Raw genomic sequence first — 17654 nt, 5'->3', positions numbered from 1 at the left:
CTGTGGGGCGTCGGCGGTTGCCGGCGCCATGGACAAAGTATTGCGCGGGACGGCGACATCCTGAATACTCGACTGGCTCAACATTTAGCGCGGACGTCTCATGGATACGCTCAGCCGGTTACTCGACCTTGCGCGGCCGCAGGCCAGTCTGGATTTGCGATGCCTGCTCACCGGCGCGTTCGACGTCGACCATGCGCCGATGGAGCCGGGCATTGCGCCGTTCCATCTGGTGCTGGCAGGGTCGTGCGTGATCGAGATGGCGGACGGCGCGCAGGTGCGCCTGCAGACCGGCGATTTCATGCTGTTTCCACGCGGCGCGGCACATCGCGTGAGAGATGTCGAATTGAGCGCCGTCAGCGCGCCGCTGGTCATGAGTCACGACGGCCTGCTGCCGGTCAAGCGAAACGACGGCCGGGGCATCGGCAAGGCTGCAGAGCGCGAAGGTCTGGGCGGCAAGTCCGTGAGCGGCGAAGAAGCCGACGCTGATGTCATGACCTGCGCGCACACGGACGCTACCTGCGGCGGCGCAGAACACGCCACGGCGGACGCCGCCGATCTCGACCTGCTCTGTGGCCGCTTCGCGTACACGCCGGGTTCGTCAGCGTTGCTGCTGAATGCGCTGCCCGATCCGTTCCATGTGTCGCTCGGCGGCGTCCGCACGCTCGGCCCATTGCAGACGGTGATCGGGCTGATGCGCGACGAGGCGGGCCAACGCCGGCCCGGCGCGCTCGCCATCGTCACAGCGCTGAGTCAGGCGCTCTTCGGCATGGCGTTACGCGTACACGGCGAGCAGGCGGATTCGACGCCCGGCATGCTGTCGCTGCTGGCCGACCCGCGTCTATCGGCGTCAGTGCAAGGCATGTTGAGCGCGCCGCAGCGCGCGTGGACCATTGCGGAACTGGGCGAGCTTGCCGCGATGTCGCGCGCCACTTACGCGCGGCGTTTCAACGAGCGCGCCGGTATGACGGTGATGGATTTCCTCACGCAGATTCGCATGACGATCGCTTGCGACCTGCTGCGCCGCACGCAGCGCAGCGCGGCTGAAATCGGCGAAGCGGTGGGTTATCAGTCTGAAGCCGCGTTCGGCAAAGCGTTTCAGCAAAGCGTCGGCGTAACGCCGGGACGCTACCGGCGCCATCCACAGCAAAGCGCGGCGGACGTGTCTTCATAAACCGGCGATGCCGCTCAGCGCGCCTTGCCGAGCGTGCTGAACCAGCGCTTCTCCGCACGCGCCATCAGCCACGCGACCAGCAGCGCGCACACCGTGCCGAGCGTGACTTCGCCGAGGCGCAACAACGCCTTGTCCCACGCCGGGCCAATGCCCGGTACCAGCAGCATGATGGTAGCCGTGATCCCGCCGAGCCGCGCCGCGCTGCCGACGTTCACGATCCAGCACAGCACGATGGCCACTGCCACCGTCGCCGCGTAGGCCGCGAAATAGCCGTGGCCGAGCGTTGCGCCGGCAAGGCCGCATAAGCCGCCGACCATCGCGCCGATGAACTGGTCGCGCGACAGCTTGCGCGTGTCGACGTAGCTGTGCTGGCTAACTGCAATGGCGGTGATCGCGGCCCAGAATGCCTGCTCGGTATGCAGCGCCTGGCCGATTTCGAACGCGAGGCTCGCGCCCGCCACGGCCTGGAACGCCATCAGACTGCCTTCGGTGAGCCGCTCCGCGAACGGCAGCGATTTAAGGAACGCGAAAAGCGATTCGGCGGCGCTTGCGCGCGTCGTTTGTGCTGGATCGTCGTGAGGAGTCATTGAATCGCGGGTTCAGAAGCTGCGAAAGCTGCGAGGGAGCCGGACGTCGCAAATGCTGCACGTGCAGCGAACGGGCTCCGTATTCTAGCTTTCGCTATGACGCAGGCGCCGATAGCGGTTCATGAGCGGCGTCGCCGATACCCCGTGGATGACCACCGAAGCCGTGACCACGGCGAGCGCGAGCGGCACGAGCGGCGTGATAGACGCGGCCGGACCGTGTTCCAGCGAATAAGCCAGATAGTAGAAGGAGCCCACGCCGCGAATACCGAACCAGCTCATCAGGCGCCTTTGCGTCGGCATGGCGTCGGAGCCGAGCAACGACAACTCGACGGACGCGGGGCGCACGAAAACGAACAGCGCGACGATAAGCGCAAACGCCTGCCATGTGAAAAGCGGCACGCTCAGCGTCGCGAGCACGTTGCCGACCATGGCCATGATGACGACCTCGGCAATACGTTCGAGTTCGATCGTGAATCCCAATACGGACTCGGTCATGAACGCGTGGGCTTTCTCGGGATCGGACGCAGTGGCTTCGACATTTTTCGAATCGACGGTGCCGATCGTCTCGCGAGGCGAGGCTCCGCCGCTCGCCCCATATTCGACGCGACGCATCGACACGCCAGCCGCGAACACGGCGAGAAAGCCATAAGTCTGGGCAAACTGCGCGGCGCCGAACGACAAGCCGATCAGCCCGAGCGCAAAGAAGCCTTCCAGGCCGAGCGCGTGTGCATGGCGCGTGCGCAGCCACGCGACCGCGTGCGTCGTGACCCAGCCGAGTACACCGCCTATCGCTAGTGCGCCTAATACACCCCACACGACACTGCCGGCAAACTCCAGATTCAGCACGTCGCCAGCGTCGGCTCCTTGCACTGCGCAGATGGCGAGACCCACCATCGCAAACGGCAACGCGATGCCGTCGTTCAGGCCGCCTTCGCCGGAAAGCGCGAAGCGCAGCAAATCGTGGTCGCCGGGGTCGTGCACCTGCACGTCGTGGGCCAGCACCGGGTCGGTCGGCGCGAGAATAGCGGCCAGCAGGATGGCCGGCCCCCAGCCCAGATTCAGCACGTAGACGCAGAAGAGGGTGAGGAGCGGCACGGTCGCCAGCATCGCGAGGAAGCCGAGGCGCAGCGGCACCATCCACAGTCGGTCGAGCACGCCCACGCGCAAGCGCAGTCCAATGGCGAACAGCGACACCAGCAGCGCGATTTCGGTGACGGTGCGCAGCAGATGCGCGTCGGCGACCATGTCGAGATGCAGCAGGTCGAAGCCGGGCGGCCCGAGCGCGTAGCCGAGCGCAACATAGAACATGGCCGCGCTGACGGGCAGGCGGCGGAGGGTTGTCGCGGCCACGCCCATGAAAACGAGCACGGCGCCGACGATGAGGAACCACAAAGTTTCGTGCATGAGCATCCGGTTAGGGCCGACATGCGAACGGCGCATGACCGGCCGGGGTAATGGGACGAGCGCCCGGGTGCATCACGTCGCGACAGTCAACGCGTGACAGCGCATAAATGTCAGGGCGCGCGCCCGAATGCTTCGCGCAGTTTGCGCTTGGCTTGCTCCAGCGTTGCGCGGCGGGTTTTCGGCAAGTTCTTGCCTGCCCGGTTGATATAGAAATTGAGCATCGACATCGCCGATTGAAACGGCGTGCCTTTGCGGCGGCTGCTTTTTGTCGACGACTGTTTCAGCGATTTCGCAATCTCCTCGGCGTTGCCTGTCTTGAAGATGTCGTGTTCGAGGTCCATCGCGTCGCTCGTTTCCATCACATGATGCGACCACCTGCGCGAACTCTTGCCGCCTGCGCGCGATGCTTTCTTCTGCTCAGCGGCATGCGCTTGCGCATGGCGCTGACGCGGCGGCCGCCCCGATTTGCCGCGTGCCGGCGAGCGCCGCGACTTGCTGGTCGATTTGCTGGCCGATTTGCTGGTGGTTTTTCGGGCCGCCATTCGAGCCGCCTCCTTTTAGAGTCTTTGCTTTTACAGTCTTTGCCGCGCGGCCCTTCTCGCAGGATTGCGCGCGATTTTCCAGGGCCGTCTGCGTCATCGAATTCGACGCGGTCAAAGTCAAACGCGCCGGCCGCCGCGATGACGGCGTGCCGGCGCAAGTGAGGACGGTGCGCGAACTGCGAACGGTAAACTGCTTCACGCACTCGCCGCGGCTCGCCGATTACAGCTTGACTCCACCGGCTTCGGGCGCATCCGACGAACCGGCCGGAATATCGCCGACGCCCACGTCATCGCGCATATCGAACTGGTCGCGGCCCCAATAGGGCTCCCTGCCGTAGTACTGGTGAACAGACGTGGCCCATGTCTCATCCGCCATCGACGGCCAGTGATCCTTGTCGAAACCCGGGGCGCTTTTCACGCGCTCCGCCGTCATGTCCAGCACGAAGCACTTCTGCTCGGTGTCCAGCGTAAGAGCGCGCCATGGAATTGCGAGCAGCTTGTCGCCGATGCCGAGGAAACCGCCGCTCGACAGCACCGCGTAAGCAACGCGGCCCGAGCGCACATCCAGCATGATGTCTTTGATCTTGCCGATGTCCTCGCCGTCGCTGCTGAGCACTCTGTTGCCGTCCAGCGTATCGGCCGCCATCACATCCGGGCCCGGGCCTTCTGCCGTCGCGCTGCCTTTACCGACGATACGTGCGCCTTGCGTGCCTTGCGTCTGACTTTGCATGACCATGATGTGCCTCCTTTGCAGGTTAGGGTGACGATCACTGCAGCAACGCGCGTTCCTCGCCCGGAGTAACGGTCGCTTTGCGCAGGCCGGGACAAACGCGTTCACGTGCGCGGAAAGTGCTCGCACATGGCGCTGCGGCGATACGCGGATATGCGTTGCACGATGGCGGCGGCGTCCGCGGGCATGCAGCCTCCGTCCGGGTAAATGATGCGTGCGCTGTTGCAGTTCCTGCTTGCTATGAGCGGCGTTAACTCGCGGCCGTCTTCTCGGCGCGCGGGGCGGAATGGGCGCCCGCGCTCCCAGCACGCCGGGCAGTTCGCGCGCCGGCTTTTGCGCTTGGTTTGACGCTATCTTTGGCAGCGGCTTTCGCCGCCTTGTTCGCTTCGTTGCGAATGGTGCGCGACTTCTTGAGCAACGTCGTAATGGAGCCGTTGATGCTCTCGGCGGTGTCGGTTTCGCGCAGCTTGCGGCCTTTTGCTCCCGCCTGACGCGCGAGCCTCGCGGCGCGCTTTTCGGCATGCGCGAGCAATGCAGCAAAAGCGACCTCGTCGACTTTCAGACCCCGGCGCGACTGACCCGGCGGCAAGGTTTGCAACTGGTCGCTTTCGAATGCGCTAATCACTGCAGGATGGATGTAGCAACGCCGGCAAACGGCCGGCGTGTTGCGCAGCAAGCCCGCGACTTCCTTGACGGTCGCCACGATATGACGCCGCGCTTCGGCGGCGCTGCCGCACACGAGGCGGCGCAGCGCCGCAAGCGCGTAGACGCTGCCGGCCCATGTCCGATAGTCCTTCGCGGTGAAGTCCGCGCCGCTTGCGCGGCGCAGATAATCGTTGATGTCGGCTGAGCCGACGGTACGGCGTGTACCGTCGTCGTCGAGATACTGGAACAGGTCGTGACCTGGTAGATCCGCGCAGCGCCGCACAATGCGCTTCACACGCTGGTCGTCCACCGTCACGTCGTGTTCAATGCCGCTCTTGCCGCGAAACTTGAAGCGCAATTGTCCCGCTTCCACTTTCACGTGTTTTTTGCGCAGTGTCGTCAGTCCATATGACTGATTTTCGCGTGCGTATTCGACGCTGCCGATACGAACCAGCGTGGTATCGAGCAGCCGCACGACCGCTGCGATCACTTTGTCGCACGGCATGCCGGGCAGTTCGAGGTCGCGGGCGACGCGCGCGCGGATTCGCGGCAGTGCGCGCCCGAACTCGGCCATGCGTTCATATTTGTCGGCGTCGCGCGTTTCGCGCCAACGCGGGTGATAACGGTATTGCTTGCGCCCGCGCACGTCGCGGCCAGTCGCCTGAATATGTCCGCGCGGGTCTGGACAGATCCATACGTCTTCGTACGCGGGCGGAATCGCGAGCGAGTTGATGCGCTGAATCTCCGCTTCGTCTTCAATGCGCTTGCCTTGCACGTCGAAATACGCGAAGCCGTCTTTCTCGCGCTTGCGCGTGTAGCCCGGCTTGCTGTCGTCGGCATGGCGCAAGCCCGGCGGCATGGCGGCTGTCGCGGGCTGCTTCACGCTGTCGTCGGCCGATGCATGACCGTTTTGCGTCGTGCTCGTTGTGCTTGTGCTTGTGCTTGTGGTTGTGCTGTTTGCCATGGCTTTCTTTGCAGGTAGAACTTTCAAGCGTGAAGCGCGTTGCGCCAGTGATGGCCCGGAGCAAAGCCGGTGCCCGGCACTGCCGGCGCGGGCGAGCGGGCGGAACAGTCCTTGCGGAGAACGTCATACGTATCAACCGATAAAGGAGAGCGCCATGAGCAGCACGCTGAACCCCGATGAAGAGCCGCAACAGGTCGTCAAACAAACGTCAGGCACGACGGGCGCGTTAGGACCGAGCGATTCATCCGATAGCGGCAGCGACGTCGCGGGCGCGAAGCGCCATGAGTTCGATGTCGATACGGAACTCGACAACCACGCGCTCGAACTGGGCGAGTCGGAAATGGGCAGCGATACCGACCGGGCGGGCACCGGCGAGCACGCAGCCGCGGACGGCGATTCGACATTGGACCCGGATAGTGACATCGAACCTGATCGCATTCTGACGCCGCCGACAGCCGACGAAGACGACGACGGTCTCGACGACGACCCGAGCGGCCTGTAATCGCGTTGCGCCTCTTCGCTTCGCGCAAGCATTCGAGCCTCGAGGCCCGTCGCAGCGGGCGTCGAGGCCGGAGCGATCACGCGGCAGGCGGGTCCGGGAACAGCAGGCACAAGCCTTGCTGCCGCATCGTTAATCAATGATGAAAGGGGTTTGGCGCATCACATGCGCGGCCCCGGCATTTGAACAAAGGAGAGAAAGATGGCAAACAGTCTCGACGGTCTGAAGGTAGCGATCCTGGCGGTAGACGGTTTCGAACAGGCTGAACTGGTCGACCCGAAACGCGCGCTCGCCGAGGCCGGAGCGACCGTGCACGTGATCTCAGCGAAGCCCGGCAAGATCCAGGGCTTCAAGCACGTTGATAAAGCCGACACGGTTGAGGTCGATTCGACATTCGACAAAGCGATCGCGGACGACTATGACGCAGTCGTGTTACCAGGCGGCGTGGTGAACGGTGACGCGATTCGCGTGTTGCCGCAGGCGCAGGCATTCGTGAAAGCGGCTGACAACGCGAAGAAGCCGATTGCGGTGATCTGCCACGGCACGTGGCTGCCCGTGTCGGCCGGAATCATCAAGGGGCGCACGGTGACGAGCTGGCCGAGTCTGCAGGACGATATCCGCAACGCGGGCGGCACGTGGGTCGATCAGGAAGTGGTCGAAGACAGCAATCTGATTTCGAGCCGCAAGCCGGACGACATTCCCGCCTTCAACAAAGCGTTGATCGGGCAACTGTCGAAACGCAAGGCTGCATGAGCGGCGCAGGTGGGCGATGAGACGCGCCGGTGACTCCGTGAACAAGGGAGAAAACGCATGAAACTACGGTATTCCCTACAAGCGATGACTGTCGCGCTTGCTCTTGGCACGGCGCCGGCCTGCGTCGTGTATGCGCAGGCAAGCGACGCTCCCGCGAGCGACGCGCCCGTCGGCGGCACGAAGCTCTCGCCCGCCGACCAGCAGTTCATCCAGGATGCTTCACAGTCCGACGCCACCGAAATCGCGGCAAGCAAGATCGCGTTGAAGAATTCCAGCGATCCGCGCGTGAAGAAATTTGCACAGCAGATGATCGCCGAACATACGAAGCTCTCGCGCAGCATGGGTGCGCTCGCAGCGAAGAAGGGGCTTGCCACCACGCCGTCGGCAGACTCCGCGCTCGTTGGCAAGCTGCAAACGCTCAAAGGCCAGAAGTTCGACGAGGCGTATGTCGAGCAGGTCGGCCTCGAGGCGCATCAGCGGGCTGTCGATCTGTTCCAGCAGGAGAGCCAGAGCGGCACCGACTCGCAACTGAAGGCTGCGGCCGCGCGCGCGCTGCCGGTCATCAAGCATCATCTGGAGATGGCGCAGCAGCTCGCCGGCGCAATGAAGGGCGCGTCATCATGAACGCGATCCTGCCGCGGCCTGCCTATGAGGATTCCCTTATGCAGATCACTTTTTCCGACGACAAACCGACCTTCGACGGCGCCAACCTAATGGTTCGCTTCATGGCGCGCGTGGACGGTGAACCGGTTGTCTGCGCCATCACGGTCGAGGCGCTGGAAGATCACTTCGGCGCCGGTTCGCCGCTCGAAAGCGAGTTGATGGAAGCCTTCGACAAGGGCCGCAACCGGATCCGTTCGGTGTGCGCCGAGGCGCTCGACCAGAACGACGGCGAGGGCGTAGTCTTGCATAGCGGATTGTTCAGAGTGGAAGGCATGGAGCCCGACCGCGGCACGGCGGTGTAGCGCTGCCGCTTCTTCTGATCACGCACTGCGAGTAGTCGCGGGCGTCGTCCGTAAAAACGCAATCACGATGCAAGGAGGCCTCATGTCACTCATCGTTGCAGCACGCTTCACGACTTTCCCAGCCGCGGAAGAAGCGGCGCAAAAACTTTTCAATGCAGGCTTCGTCGAGGAAGACGTCACGCTGTTCTTCGTCAATCCGCGTGGCCAGCATGCGCGTTTTCCGATTGGCGGCGACACCCACACCGATGCCGGGGCGAAAGGCGCGCCGAAGGGCGCGGGCCTCGGCGTGACGATCGGCGCGGTGGTGGGCGCTATTGTTGGCGTCGGCATCTTCGCGGCGTTCTCTGCGCCGCTGCTCGTTTCGGCGATCGCTGCGGGCGTCGGCGCCTATATCGGCTCGCTGGCCGGGGCGATGTGGCGCACGCGCGATAGTAGCGAAGCCGGGCATCGCACGCCGTTCCACGAAGAGGCGCGCGATTCGGGCGTGCTGGTCGCGGTGCACGTGTCGCCTGACAATCAGTTCGACGCCGCTCGTTTGCTGCGCGAAGCAGGCGGCGTGTCGATCGAACGCGCGACGGGTCGTTGGCAACAAGGCCGTTGGGCCGACTTCGATCCGCTGAAGAAGCCCGTTCCGCTCAACGAGTACAACGAAAAGCGCGCCTGATGTAGCGGTGCCAGCGGCGACAGCGGCGGACGGCAGTAAGCGAGAAGGCGATCGGAAAGGGCCCGACAGACGTCGGGCCCTTTTCTTTGGTGGCCCCGAAAACGCAAGGCGCGCTGATCGTCGCGAAAGTTATACCCAGATACGCGCGGCGCCACGTTGCGGCGAGGGGGCGTGGTCAGCAGGACGTTGGTCGCGCGTGGGCTCGCATGAGGCCGGCATGACGCCTTTGCGAGACCCTTCGCAGGTCGAAGGCGCGGCTTGCGCGCTAGCGCTCGTACTTGCCGCAGAGCTATCGTGCGGCTGCATGTGCTCGCGAATCTGCAACACGCTGGCCGACGAGACGATGGCGACGGCGACCAGCCATTCTGCGCTGCGAATCTTCATGATGTTTCTCCCTGTCGTTGTTGCCTGCCCATTCTTTTCAATTTGTCGATACGTCATGCAGTTTTCTAACTTGCGTTGCATGGCGTTACTCGGGCGAAGCAATAAAAGCAACGCGTGTGCCACCGGCGAAAGCCGCGCTGCGGAAGGCTTTCACGCCGCTCAAGAGAGTTCGCGCTGCGCAACAATTACCCACGTCTGCAAGAAAGATGGCCGCCCAAATGCAGCGTGCGGGCGCAATGCATCCTGTGAACTTTCGGGCACGCGCCATGCGTATCACACAGTGAACCCCGTTGCCTTGTGCAGGCGTTGGCAAAGCAGGCGGCACGCGCACCGCGATACCTGCGGGCGTGCCGGCAACGGATTCCGCGATTAACGAAACCCTGGAGGTATTGAATGACTACGAATGTTGTTTCCGTGCTGAACGATCTCATCGAAACATCGAAGGATGGTGAAAAGGGCTTTCGCAAGGCGGCCGAAGATGCGCGTGACACACAGTTGAAGACGATGTTTCTCACGCGCGCCGAAGATTGCGCGCGTGGCGCACGCGAGCTGCAGGATGTGGTTCAGCGCCTGGGCGGTAAGCCGGAAACGGGCGGCAGTGTGAGCGGTGCGCTGCACCGGGGATGGGTCGACGTGAAGTCGGCGGTGACGGACCGCAGCGACCATCAGATTCTCGTCGAGGTGGAAAAGGGCGAGGACGTCGCGAAGAAGAACTATCACGACGCGCTGGAAAAAGAACTGCCCGCCGACGTGCGCGCGATTGTCGAGCGTCAGTATCAAGGCGTGCTGCAGAATCACGACCGCGTTCGCGATCTGCGCGATCAATACGCGGCAAAGAGCTAATCGGGTAGCCGGCCGTCAGGCCGGCCTCTAAAGCAGAAAGGCCGTCCGCACAATGTGCGGACGGCCTTTTTTCTCGGGAGCTTCTCGGGGCCCTGCGCCCGGCGCAGAACGCCGGGCGCCTCGAGATTATTCTGCGGCGATTTTCAGGCGGTTCTTCACGCTGCTCACGCCCTTCACGCCTTCCACGACGTCCTGGGCGGCGGTCTTGTCTTCAGCCGAAGGCACCGTACCCGTGAGCCACACCACGCCCTTGCGGGTCTTCACATGGATATGCGTGGACTTCACGTTCTTCGCGCCGAGCAGTTCGGCCTTGACCTTCGTGGTGATCGTGCCGTCGTCGACGTGCTGGCCGATGGTTTCTGACGAAGCCGACGGAGCCGAGGCGCTCGTTTGTGCGGTGGCGTTCAGTGCGAAAGCAACGCACGCGATGCTGCCGGCAGTCTTCAGGAATTGGATGGTCTTCATGGTTTTCTCCTTCGGGTGTTGATGAAATTGCGGTCTTGTTGCCTGCGGTCGATCGCGGCCGAAGCCGCCGATGACTCGCGTGGGGTCGTTGCCGCTACGGTTCCGTCAGGGCCCGTTATCGACACCGGGCGGGTCTTCACAGTCGTTGCGCGTTCGCGCCGGATGCGAAGAGAGCCGTCCGTCCACATGCTCGTTACCGCAAAGTGTGTGCCCGCGCCTCGTGACTGAGGACCAGAGAAGTGGCGAAGCCCGCGCCAGCAGGCGCTTTTCCACTGATGAATAGCGCTCGCGCATCGTGATCGTGCGCGCGCCGACTCGTGTGGAGCGGATGCGGAATTTGCCGGGTCGCTTGTAAAAAAGGCCCCGCGCGGCGTTGCAATTCGCGGGCCTGGAAACATAAACACCAAATAAAACAGTGCGTTGCAAAAGCTGGTACGCGTGTTGCTCTAGTGAGGTCACTCCTTTACTTCAGCTTTCAACGGGACCTGAACACGATGCCTTCAATTGAACTTCGCACAAGGCAGTCTCTTGCACTTACGCCGCGTTTGCAGCAGTCGGTGCGTCTGTTGCAGCTATCGTCTCTGGAGTTCCAGCAGGAATTGCGAACTGCGCTCGATACGAACCCGTTCCTCGAATATGACTCGTCGGATACGGAGGACGTTGCGCTTGCAACCGCCACGTCCGGCGAAGAGCAAGGCGCGCTGCCGGCAACCGATGCAGTCGCGGCCGCCGAGCCCGACTCGCTGCCCGCTGAAGCCGCTAGCAACGAGAGCCTCGACAGCGGCGGCCCCGACGACATGCCCGGCGACTTTTCGGGCGATTACAGCAGCCGCAGTTCGGCACGCCAGAATGGCGACTCCGACGGCAGCGATCCGGCCGAATGGGCACGCTCGCAACCCACGTTGCGCGAGCAACTGCACGACGCACTGCGTCTTTATCGTCTGGATGACCGCGATCGCGCGGTTGCGCGCTTCATCATCGAGGCGCTCGACGACGACGGTTATCTGCGCCAGGACTTGGCGGATCTCGCCGACAGCGTCGATCTCGAACCCGAATTGACAGAGGAAGAACTGCTGGTCGCGCTGCGCCTCGTGCAGTCGCTCGACCGGCCTGGGCTTGGCGCGCGTTCGCTGTCCGAGTGTCTGCTGCTGCAGGTCAATGCGTTGCCCGCGGACACGCCGGGCCGCGATGTCGCGCGGCAGATTGTCGAACATCATCTGGAGCGGCTCGCGCGTCGCGAACAGGCAGAACTGCAAAAACAGATTGGCTGTACTGCGGAAGAGCTGCGTGTGGCCTGCGCACTCGTGCGCAAGCTCGATCCGAAGCCGGGCAACTGCTACGGCCGTACCGAAGACAACTACGTCGTGCCCGATGTGATCGTGCGCCAGGTGCGCAACAAGTGGGTGGTGACGATCAATCCTGCCGTGCAGCCGCGCGCACGCATTCACCGCATGTATGCCGAGCTGTTTGCGCAATCGGCGGGGGCAAGCCGTTCGCCGCTCGCCCAGCAGCTTCAGGAAGCGCGCTGGTTGATCCGAAACGCGCAGCAGCGCTTCGACACGATTCAACGCGTCGCCGAATGCATCGTGGCGCATCAGAAGGCGTTCTTCCAGTACGGTGAAATCGCGCTCAAGCCGATGGTGTTGCGCGATGTCGCCGACGAACTCGGCCTGCACGAATCGACGATCTCGCGCGCGACCGGCAACAAATATATGGCCACGCCACGCGGCATTTTCGAGTTCAAGCACTTCTTCCCGCGCGAGCTTGGCACCGAAAGCGGCGGTACCTGTTCCGCCGCCGCGGTGCGGGCGCTGCTGAAAGAAATGATCGCTGCCGAAAACACCCGCGACCCGCTCTCCGATGTGACGCTGGCAAAGATGCTTGCGGATCAGGGCGTGCTCGTCGCGCGCCGCACGGTGGCCAAGTACCGGCATCTGATGAAGGTACCGCCGGCGGAGTTGCGCCGCCAGGTCTGAATTTGCACGGCCCCTGCAAACGGGGCTTTGATACGAAGCGCCACGCGAGGCTGTCTGCCCGCGTGGCGCTTTTTCGTATCTGGACGTTTTGCGCACGCCCCATTACATTGGCGGGTCAATCAGAAACGGGTGAGCGAGATGAAGTATTCGAGTCGGGTCGAGGGATTGCAAGGCAGACGTACGTCGGCGTGGGAGATTCATCGCGTGGCGCAGCAGGCCGCGGCGAATGGCAATGACGTCATCGTGCTGAGCGTGGGGGACCCTGACTTCGCTACGCCCGCACCGATTGTCGAGCGTGCCATCGACGCGTTGCGTGGCGGCGATACGCATTACAGCGCGGTGTCGGGGCGCGATCCGCTGCGTGCGGCGATTGCCGAAGAGCAGGCGCGCATGACCGGTTGCACGGTCAGCGCGGCGAACGTGATCCTCACGGCGGGCGCGCAAAACGGCGTGTTTGCCACGTCGCTTTGTCTGCTCGAAGCAGGCGACGAGGTTATCGTGCCCGAGCCGATGTACCTCACCTACGAAGCGTGCGTGCGCGCCGCAGGTGCGACGCTCGTGCCGGTGCCGGTCGATCCTGCGCGTGCATTTCACCTGGATCGCGACGCGCTCGAACGAGCCGTGACAGCGCGCACCAAGGCGATTTTCTTCGCCACGCCGTGTAATCCAACAGGTGTCGTGATGCCGCGCGCGGACCTCGAACGCATTGCGCGGCTCGCGTGCGAGCACGACCTGTGGGTGCTGTCCGACGAGGTCTACGCCGATCTCACGTTCGAGCGCGAACATGTGAGCATCATGTCGCTGCCCGGCATGGCGGAGCGCACGGTCACACTCGGCAGCCTGTCCAAATCGCATGCAATGGCGGGGTGGCGCGTAGGCTGGGCGATCGGACCCACGCAACTGATCGAACACATGGGACGCCTCGCGCTTGCCATGCTGTATGGCTTGCCGGGCTTCATCCAGCAGGCCGCATTGACGGCGTTACAGGAGAAGTCGAGCATCGTCGCGCAGATGCGCGACATCTACAGGCGCCGTCGCGACGTCGTGTTCGAGCGTTTGAGCCGGGTCCCGCGATTGCGCTGCCTGCTGCCCGAAGCGGGCATGTTCATGATGGTCGACGTGAGCGGCACGGGCCTCGATACCGTCGATTTCACATGGCAGCTGTTTCGCGCGCAAGGCGTGTCGGTGCTCGACGCGAGTGCTTTTGGCGAGACCGCGAACGGTTTCGTCCGGTTGGGCTTCGTCGTCGACGAAGCGCGGCTTGCCGAAGCGTGCGAGCGGATTGCGGCGTTTGTCGCGGCGTTGCCGTTGCCGTTGCAATCTAACCCGTGAATACGCGCTCGCAGCGAAAATCGCGCAGGGCGCCCAACGGTATAATTCATTCGCTCCCGTTTAGCTCTGTCGCGTCGCATACTGCCGCTAACGAATCACCCTGAACAACCGGCTGTGCCAGCCGTAGCCTATGCACTTTCGCCCGATCCAGTCTTTCACGCGCAAACGGCTCTCCGACGTCGTCGCAGATCAGATCAAGCAATTGATCTCCGACGGTACGCTGATGCCGGGCGACCGGCTGCCCGCTGAGCGCGATCTGGCGACGCAACTGGCGGTGTCGCGGCCTTCGTTGCGCGAAGCGCTGATCAGGCTGGAATCGGATGGCTATATCGCCACGTCGGGGCGGGGCGGCTTTACGGTGGTCGATCTGACGGCGCCGATCATTTCGAAGCCGCTCGCCGAACTGCTTTTGCAAAATCCGCGCACAAGTGCCGACATTCTCGAATTGCGCCAGGGGCTCGAATCGATTTCGACCGTATATGCCGCGGAGCGCGCGACCGCCGCCGATCTTCGCAAGATCAAGACTGCGTTCGATGCACTGAAGGCGGCTTCGCAGTCGCAAGATCGCGTCAATCTGGCGGAGCTGGATGCCGCTTTTCACCTAGCGATTGCCGACTCTACGCACAACATCGCGCTTGCCCATGTCATGCATGGCATCCACACGCTGATTCGCGAAGGCATGCGTCAATACCATCGGCTGATCGATTACGACGAGGCGATGGAAAAGCAGTTGATGAGTCAGCATCAGGCCATCTACGACGCCGTCGTCGCACGCGACGCCCAAAAGGCACGCAAGGCGGCCGAACGGCACCTGGCCTTCGTGCGCGAGATCTATCAGGAAGACGCCGCGAAGCTTTAGGCGTCGCATTTCGCGTGGCCATCTAACGATTGACACGCTCGGGCGACTTCCTTATATTTTGGTCAGACCAACAATACCAGTCTGACTGGCGACGATCTTACGCGTCCCGAGTCCGCGTGCCCCATTCCCTGTAATGAGCTTATGAAAGTCGCCCTTTTTATCCCTTGCTTCATCGACGCGTTTTATCCCGAGGTCGGCATTGCCACGCTCGAACTGCTCGAACGCTTCGGCATCCAGGTCGATTACCCGCAGGAGCAGACCTGCTGTGGTCAGCCCATGGGAAACAGCGGCGCGCATGCAGAAGCGGCCGGCGCGGAGCGGGTGTTCGCGCGCAACTTCGCGGGCTATGACTACATCGTCGGACCATCGGCGAGCTGCATTCACCACGTGCGCGAGCATCTCACCGCGATCGATCAGACGGACGAAGTCAAAAAGGTGCGGGCGAGCGCTTATGAACTCGTCGAGTTTCTGCACGACGTGGTGGGCGCGCGTGAATTTCCGTGGGCCGAGTTTCCGTATCGCGTCGGGCTGCACAATAGTTGCAGCGCGTTGCGGCATCTGAAAGAGGCGTCGATCTCGGAAGTAGCGGGCCAGCCGTTTTCCAAGCCGCGCGCGTTGCTTGAAGGCGTGAAGGGTATCGAGTTCGTCAAGCCGTCTCGCCCCGACGAATGTTGCGGTTTCGGCGGCACGTTCTCGGTGACGGAAGAGCCGGTGTCTGTCCGCATGGGGCAGGACAAGGTCCGCGATCATCTGAATGCGGGTGCACAATACATTGTGTCGGGCGACATGTCGTGCCTGATGCATCAGCAAGGCTGTGCGGAACGCATGAAGGCGGACGCACGCTTCATTCATATTGCACAAGTGTTGAACGGGGCGCGCGCATGAGCCGAATCGACCACGCGAAGGCAGCAGGCGAGTTCATCAAAAAGACGGAACATGTGGCGTTTCACGACAAGCGCCTGTGGGATTTGCGCGAGAAACGCGACGCCCAGGCGCACGGCATTGCCGAGTGGGAGACGCTGCGCGAACTGGCATCCGGTATCAAGGAACACGCGCTGTCGCATTTGTCGGAGTACCTCGAACAGTTCGCGGCCTCGGCCGAGGCGAACGGTGTCGTGGTCCACTGGGCAGCGACGGCCGAAGAGCACAACGCGCTCGTACACAAGATCATGTCCGAGCGCGGCATGACCACGCTCGTCAAAAGCAAGTCGATGCTCACCGACGAATGCAAGATGCGCGAGTATCTCGAACCGCGCGGCATTACGGTAATGGAAACGGATCTGGGTGAACGCATCCAGCAACTCGATCATCAGGACCCGAGCCACATGGTGGTGCCGGCGGTGCACAAGCTGCGCGCCGATGTCGCGGAACTGTTTGGCCGAACCATCGGCACTGATCCGCACAATAGCGACATTCACTACCTCGCGGAAAGTCAGCGCATGAATACGCGGCCGTATTTCGTACGCGAGAAAACGGCCGGCATGACCGGCTGCAATTTCGCGGTCGCGGAAACGGGCACGGTTGTGGTTTGCACGAACGAAGGCAACGCCGATCTTTCGGCAAACGTGCCGCCGCTGCATATCGCATCGATCGGTATCGAGAAGCTGATTCCAAAGGTCTCGGATCTCGGTGTGTTTATTCGCATGCTCTCGCGCAGTGCGCTTGGTTCGCCGATCACGCAATACACCTCGCATTTCCGTGCGCCGCGTCCGGGCACGGAGATGCATTTCATCCTCGTCGATCATGGCCGCTCGGAACGGCTCGCGATGGACGACTTCTGGTACTCGCTCAAATGCATCCGCTGCGGAGCCTGCATGAACACGTGTCCCGTGTATCGGCGCAGCGGCGGGCTGTCGTATGGCGGTACGTACTCGGGGCCGATCGGCGCGATCATCAACCCAACCTTCGACCTGAAACGTTATAGCGCGCTGCCGTTCGCGTCCACGCTCAACGGCAGTTGCACGAACGTGTGTCCGGTGAAGATCAATATCCACGAGCAGATCTATAAATGGCGCACGGTGATTGCCGAGCGCCACGAAGTGCCGTTCGTGAAGCAGGAAGTATTGAAGATGGCAGGGCGGCTGCTCGCGAGCCCGACGCTGTATCGGGCAACCGTAGCTTCAATGAGCGGCGCATTGCGGCGGCTACCGAACTTCGTACTCTATAACCCGCTGAATATCTGGGGCAGACAACGCGAATTGCCCGAGGCGCCGAAGCAGACCTTCCATGCGTGGTACAAGCAAAATCGCGGAGGTGGCGATGGCAACGCGTGAGGCCTTCATCGCGAAAGTGCGGCAGGCGCAACCGGCGGCGCGCCCGCGCCCCGACGTGCCGTTGTTTAGCGCGGTCGGCGGCGATCTGCGCGCGCGCTTCACGTCGGCATTGCAAACGATGGGCGGGACCTGCGTCGAAGCGGGTGCCGCGTCGGAAGTTGCGAGTCTCATCCGCGAGCGATTTGGCGCAACGGTGTCGATCGCTTCAGCCACTGCCGAAGTGTCCGGCACGCGCCTGCTCACGGCCGACACCGAACCTTCGTCGTTGCAGGATATCGACGTCGGCGTGGTGCGTGCGCGTTTCGGTGTCGCGGAGACCGGCTCGGTGTGGTTCAGCGAGCGCGAGTACGTGGTCAATGCGTTGGGCTATATCGTGCAGCATCTCGTGGTTCTGCTCGATCCGGCGCAACTGGTCGACGGCTTGCAGGACGTTTATCGCCGCGACGACTTTCGCGACGCACGTTACGCGGCACTCGTCACCGGACCGTCCGCGACCGCGGACATAGAAGGCGTTCTGATTCGCGGCGCGCAGGGCGTGCGGTCGCTGACGGTGGTGTGGCTGGCCGCTGAGTAGGCGCGGCGGTGGAGTTTGCTATCA

General features: G+C 62.9%; 20 protein-coding genes. 13 read left to right on the top strand and 7 right to left on the bottom strand.

What is annotated here, in order from left to right; genetic code table 11:
- Positions 1-100 precede the first annotated feature (100 nt).
- Entirely contained in the window at positions 101-1171 is a 1071-nt protein-coding gene (locus ACTJLB_RS18130) for an AraC family transcriptional regulator (protein WP_440784067.1), read from the top strand.
- A gap of 14 nt (positions 1172-1185) precedes the next feature.
- On the opposite strand, the gene ACTJLB_RS18125 is transcribed toward ACTJLB_RS18130, so the two are convergent.
- The 5 genes from ACTJLB_RS18125 to ACTJLB_RS18105 all read right to left on the bottom strand — a co-directional run bounded on the left by ACTJLB_RS18125 (position 1186) and on the right by ACTJLB_RS18105 (position 6043).
- The gene (locus ACTJLB_RS18125; protein WP_440784066.1) at positions 1186-1758 is read right to left on the bottom strand and encodes an FUSC family protein; all 573 of its coding nucleotides are present in this window, start codon (positions 1756-1758) and stop codon (positions 1186-1188) included.
- A gap of 84 nt (positions 1759-1842) precedes the next feature.
- Positions 1843-3162, bottom strand: a complete 1320-nt coding sequence (locus ACTJLB_RS18120) for a cation:proton antiporter (RefSeq protein WP_027804619.1) — start codon at positions 3160-3162, stop codon at positions 1843-1845.
- A gap of 110 nt (positions 3163-3272) precedes the next feature.
- A complete protein-coding gene (locus tag ACTJLB_RS18115; RefSeq protein WP_408196167.1) occupies positions 3273-3704 on the bottom strand; it encodes a DUF3175 domain-containing protein in 432 nt (143 codons plus the stop codon).
- 220 nt (positions 3705-3924) lie between these two features.
- Positions 3925-4440, bottom strand: coding sequence for a PRC-barrel domain-containing protein (locus tag ACTJLB_RS18110; protein WP_087754891.1), 516 nt, complete (start codon positions 4438-4440; stop codon positions 3925-3927).
- A gap of 244 nt (positions 4441-4684) precedes the next feature.
- Complete coding sequence (locus ACTJLB_RS18105; protein WP_440784064.1) at positions 4685-6043, bottom strand: DNA topoisomerase IB; 1359 nt, start codon at positions 6041-6043, stop codon at positions 4685-4687.
- 154 nt (positions 6044-6197) lie between these two features.
- On the opposite strand from ACTJLB_RS18105, the gene ACTJLB_RS18100 reads away from it, so the two are divergent.
- From ACTJLB_RS18100 to ACTJLB_RS18080, 5 genes are all read left to right on the top strand, one after another.
- The gene (locus ACTJLB_RS18100) at positions 6198-6545 is read left to right on the top strand and encodes a chemotaxis protein (RefSeq protein WP_440784063.1); all 348 of its coding nucleotides are present in this window, start codon (positions 6198-6200) and stop codon (positions 6543-6545) included.
- 198 nt (positions 6546-6743) lie between these two features.
- Positions 6744-7295, top strand: a complete 552-nt coding sequence (locus ACTJLB_RS18095) for a type 1 glutamine amidotransferase domain-containing protein (protein ID WP_020067948.1) — start codon at positions 6744-6746, stop codon at positions 7293-7295.
- Between the two features lie 57 nt (positions 7296-7352).
- On the top strand, positions 7353-7919 hold the full coding sequence (locus tag ACTJLB_RS18090; protein WP_087754888.1) for a DUF4142 domain-containing protein: 567 nt from the start codon (positions 7353-7355) through the stop codon (positions 7917-7919).
- Positions 7916-8260, top strand: a complete 345-nt coding sequence (locus ACTJLB_RS18085; RefSeq protein WP_087754887.1) for a DUF1488 domain-containing protein — start codon at positions 7916-7918, stop codon at positions 8258-8260. Before ACTJLB_RS18090 ends, ACTJLB_RS18085 begins: the two co-directional genes overlap by 4 nt.
- An 82-nt stretch (positions 8261-8342) precedes the next feature.
- Entirely contained in the window at positions 8343-8924 is a 582-nt protein-coding gene (locus ACTJLB_RS18080) for a hypothetical protein (RefSeq protein WP_087754886.1), read from the top strand.
- 129 nt (positions 8925-9053) lie between these two features.
- Here the strand turns inward: ACTJLB_RS18080 and ACTJLB_RS18075 are convergent, their stop codons facing one another.
- Positions 9054-9308: a hypothetical protein gene (locus ACTJLB_RS18075; RefSeq protein WP_087754885.1), complete on the bottom strand. Its 255-nt coding sequence runs from the start codon at positions 9306-9308 to the stop codon at positions 9054-9056.
- 393 nt (positions 9309-9701) lie between these two features.
- Between ACTJLB_RS18075 and ACTJLB_RS18070 the strand changes: the two genes are divergently transcribed.
- Complete coding sequence (locus tag ACTJLB_RS18070; RefSeq protein WP_020067942.1) at positions 9702-10151, top strand: ferritin-like domain-containing protein; 450 nt, start codon at positions 9702-9704, stop codon at positions 10149-10151.
- 126 nt (positions 10152-10277) lie between these two features.
- Here the strand turns inward: ACTJLB_RS18070 and ACTJLB_RS18065 are convergent, their stop codons facing one another.
- On the bottom strand, positions 10278-10616 hold the full coding sequence (locus tag ACTJLB_RS18065; RefSeq protein WP_020067941.1) for a BON domain-containing protein: 339 nt from the start codon (positions 10614-10616) through the stop codon (positions 10278-10280).
- A 494-nt stretch (positions 10617-11110) separates the two neighbouring features.
- Here ACTJLB_RS18065 and ACTJLB_RS18060 point away from each other — a divergent pair, with 494 nt between their 5' ends.
- The 6 genes from ACTJLB_RS18060 to ACTJLB_RS18035 all read left to right on the top strand — a co-directional run bounded on the left by ACTJLB_RS18060 (position 11111) and on the right by ACTJLB_RS18035 (position 17630).
- Positions 11111-12592, top strand: coding sequence for an RNA polymerase factor sigma-54 (locus ACTJLB_RS18060; protein ID WP_310350650.1), 1482 nt, complete (start codon positions 11111-11113; stop codon positions 12590-12592).
- A gap of 138 nt (positions 12593-12730) precedes the next feature.
- Positions 12731-13924, top strand: a complete 1194-nt coding sequence (locus ACTJLB_RS18055; RefSeq protein ID WP_440784060.1) for a pyridoxal phosphate-dependent aminotransferase — start codon at positions 12731-12733, stop codon at positions 13922-13924.
- Between the two features lie 130 nt (positions 13925-14054).
- Positions 14055-14783, top strand: coding sequence for a FadR/GntR family transcriptional regulator (locus ACTJLB_RS18050; RefSeq protein ID WP_020067938.1), 729 nt, complete (start codon positions 14055-14057; stop codon positions 14781-14783).
- Positions 14784-14924: 141 nt separating this feature from the next.
- On the top strand, positions 14925-15668 hold the full coding sequence (locus ACTJLB_RS18045) for a (Fe-S)-binding protein (RefSeq protein WP_087754881.1): 744 nt from the start codon (positions 14925-14927) through the stop codon (positions 15666-15668).
- Positions 15665-17056, top strand: coding sequence for a lactate utilization protein B (locus tag ACTJLB_RS18040; RefSeq protein ID WP_440784058.1), 1392 nt, complete (start codon positions 15665-15667; stop codon positions 17054-17056). Before ACTJLB_RS18045 ends, ACTJLB_RS18040 begins: the two co-directional genes overlap by 4 nt.
- Positions 17043-17630, top strand: coding sequence for a LutC/YkgG family protein (locus tag ACTJLB_RS18035; protein WP_087754879.1), 588 nt, complete (start codon positions 17043-17045; stop codon positions 17628-17630). The genes ACTJLB_RS18040 and ACTJLB_RS18035 overlap by 14 nt, the downstream gene beginning before the upstream one ends.
- The last annotated feature ends 24 nt before the right edge of the window (positions 17631-17654 follow it).

Origin of the sequence: Paraburkholderia sp. 22098 (genome assembly GCF_052045935.1) — a bacterium.
Lineage (GTDB): Bacteria > Pseudomonadota > Gammaproteobacteria > Burkholderiales > Burkholderiaceae > Paraburkholderia > Paraburkholderia caledonica.
Note: the sequence above shows the minus strand (reverse complement) of the source record. Positions and strands in the feature narration are given on the sequence as shown.

What these genes read in the sequence shown, in the direction of transcription:
- ACTJLB_RS18130 (WP_440784067.1), top strand. Translation starts at nt 101, where the DNA reads ATGGATACGCTCAGCCGGTTACTCGACCTTGCGCGGCCGCAGGCCAGT.
- ACTJLB_RS18125 (WP_440784066.1), bottom strand. Translation starts at nt 1,758, where the DNA reads ATGACTCCTCACGACGATCCAGCACAAACGACGCGCGCAAGCGCCGCC.
- ACTJLB_RS18120 (WP_027804619.1), bottom strand. Translation starts at nt 3,162, where the DNA reads ATGCACGAAACTTTGTGGTTCCTCATCGTCGGCGCCGTGCTCGTTTTC.
- ACTJLB_RS18115 (WP_408196167.1), bottom strand. Translation starts at nt 3,704, where the DNA reads ATGGCGGCCCGAAAAACCACCAGCAAATCGGCCAGCAAATCGACCAGC.
- ACTJLB_RS18110 (WP_087754891.1), bottom strand. Translation starts at nt 4,440, where the DNA reads ATGGTCATGCAAAGTCAGACGCAAGGCACGCAAGGCGCACGTATCGTC.
- ACTJLB_RS18105 (WP_440784064.1), bottom strand. Translation starts at nt 6,043, where the DNA reads ATGGCAAACAGCACAACCACAAGCACAAGCACAAGCACAACGAGCACG.
- ACTJLB_RS18100 (WP_440784063.1), top strand. Translation starts at nt 6,198, where the DNA reads ATGAGCAGCACGCTGAACCCCGATGAAGAGCCGCAACAGGTCGTCAAA.
- ACTJLB_RS18095 (WP_020067948.1), top strand. Translation starts at nt 6,744, where the DNA reads ATGGCAAACAGTCTCGACGGTCTGAAGGTAGCGATCCTGGCGGTAGAC.
- ACTJLB_RS18090 (WP_087754888.1), top strand. Translation starts at nt 7,353, where the DNA reads ATGAAACTACGGTATTCCCTACAAGCGATGACTGTCGCGCTTGCTCTT.
- ACTJLB_RS18085 (WP_087754887.1), top strand. Translation starts at nt 7,916, where the DNA reads ATGAACGCGATCCTGCCGCGGCCTGCCTATGAGGATTCCCTTATGCAG.
- ACTJLB_RS18080 (WP_087754886.1), top strand. Translation starts at nt 8,343, where the DNA reads ATGTCACTCATCGTTGCAGCACGCTTCACGACTTTCCCAGCCGCGGAA.
- ACTJLB_RS18075 (WP_087754885.1), bottom strand. Translation starts at nt 9,308, where the DNA reads ATGAAGATTCGCAGCGCAGAATGGCTGGTCGCCGTCGCCATCGTCTCG.
- ACTJLB_RS18070 (WP_020067942.1), top strand. Translation starts at nt 9,702, where the DNA reads ATGACTACGAATGTTGTTTCCGTGCTGAACGATCTCATCGAAACATCG.
- ACTJLB_RS18065 (WP_020067941.1), bottom strand. Translation starts at nt 10,616, where the DNA reads ATGAAGACCATCCAATTCCTGAAGACTGCCGGCAGCATCGCGTGCGTT.
- ACTJLB_RS18060 (WP_310350650.1), top strand. Translation starts at nt 11,111, where the DNA reads ATGCCTTCAATTGAACTTCGCACAAGGCAGTCTCTTGCACTTACGCCG.
- ACTJLB_RS18055 (WP_440784060.1), top strand. Translation starts at nt 12,731, where the DNA reads ATGAAGTATTCGAGTCGGGTCGAGGGATTGCAAGGCAGACGTACGTCG.
- ACTJLB_RS18050 (WP_020067938.1), top strand. Translation starts at nt 14,055, where the DNA reads ATGCACTTTCGCCCGATCCAGTCTTTCACGCGCAAACGGCTCTCCGAC.
- ACTJLB_RS18045 (WP_087754881.1), top strand. Translation starts at nt 14,925, where the DNA reads ATGAAAGTCGCCCTTTTTATCCCTTGCTTCATCGACGCGTTTTATCCC.
- ACTJLB_RS18040 (WP_440784058.1), top strand. Translation starts at nt 15,665, where the DNA reads ATGAGCCGAATCGACCACGCGAAGGCAGCAGGCGAGTTCATCAAAAAG.
- ACTJLB_RS18035 (WP_087754879.1), top strand. Translation starts at nt 17,043, where the DNA reads ATGGCAACGCGTGAGGCCTTCATCGCGAAAGTGCGGCAGGCGCAACCG.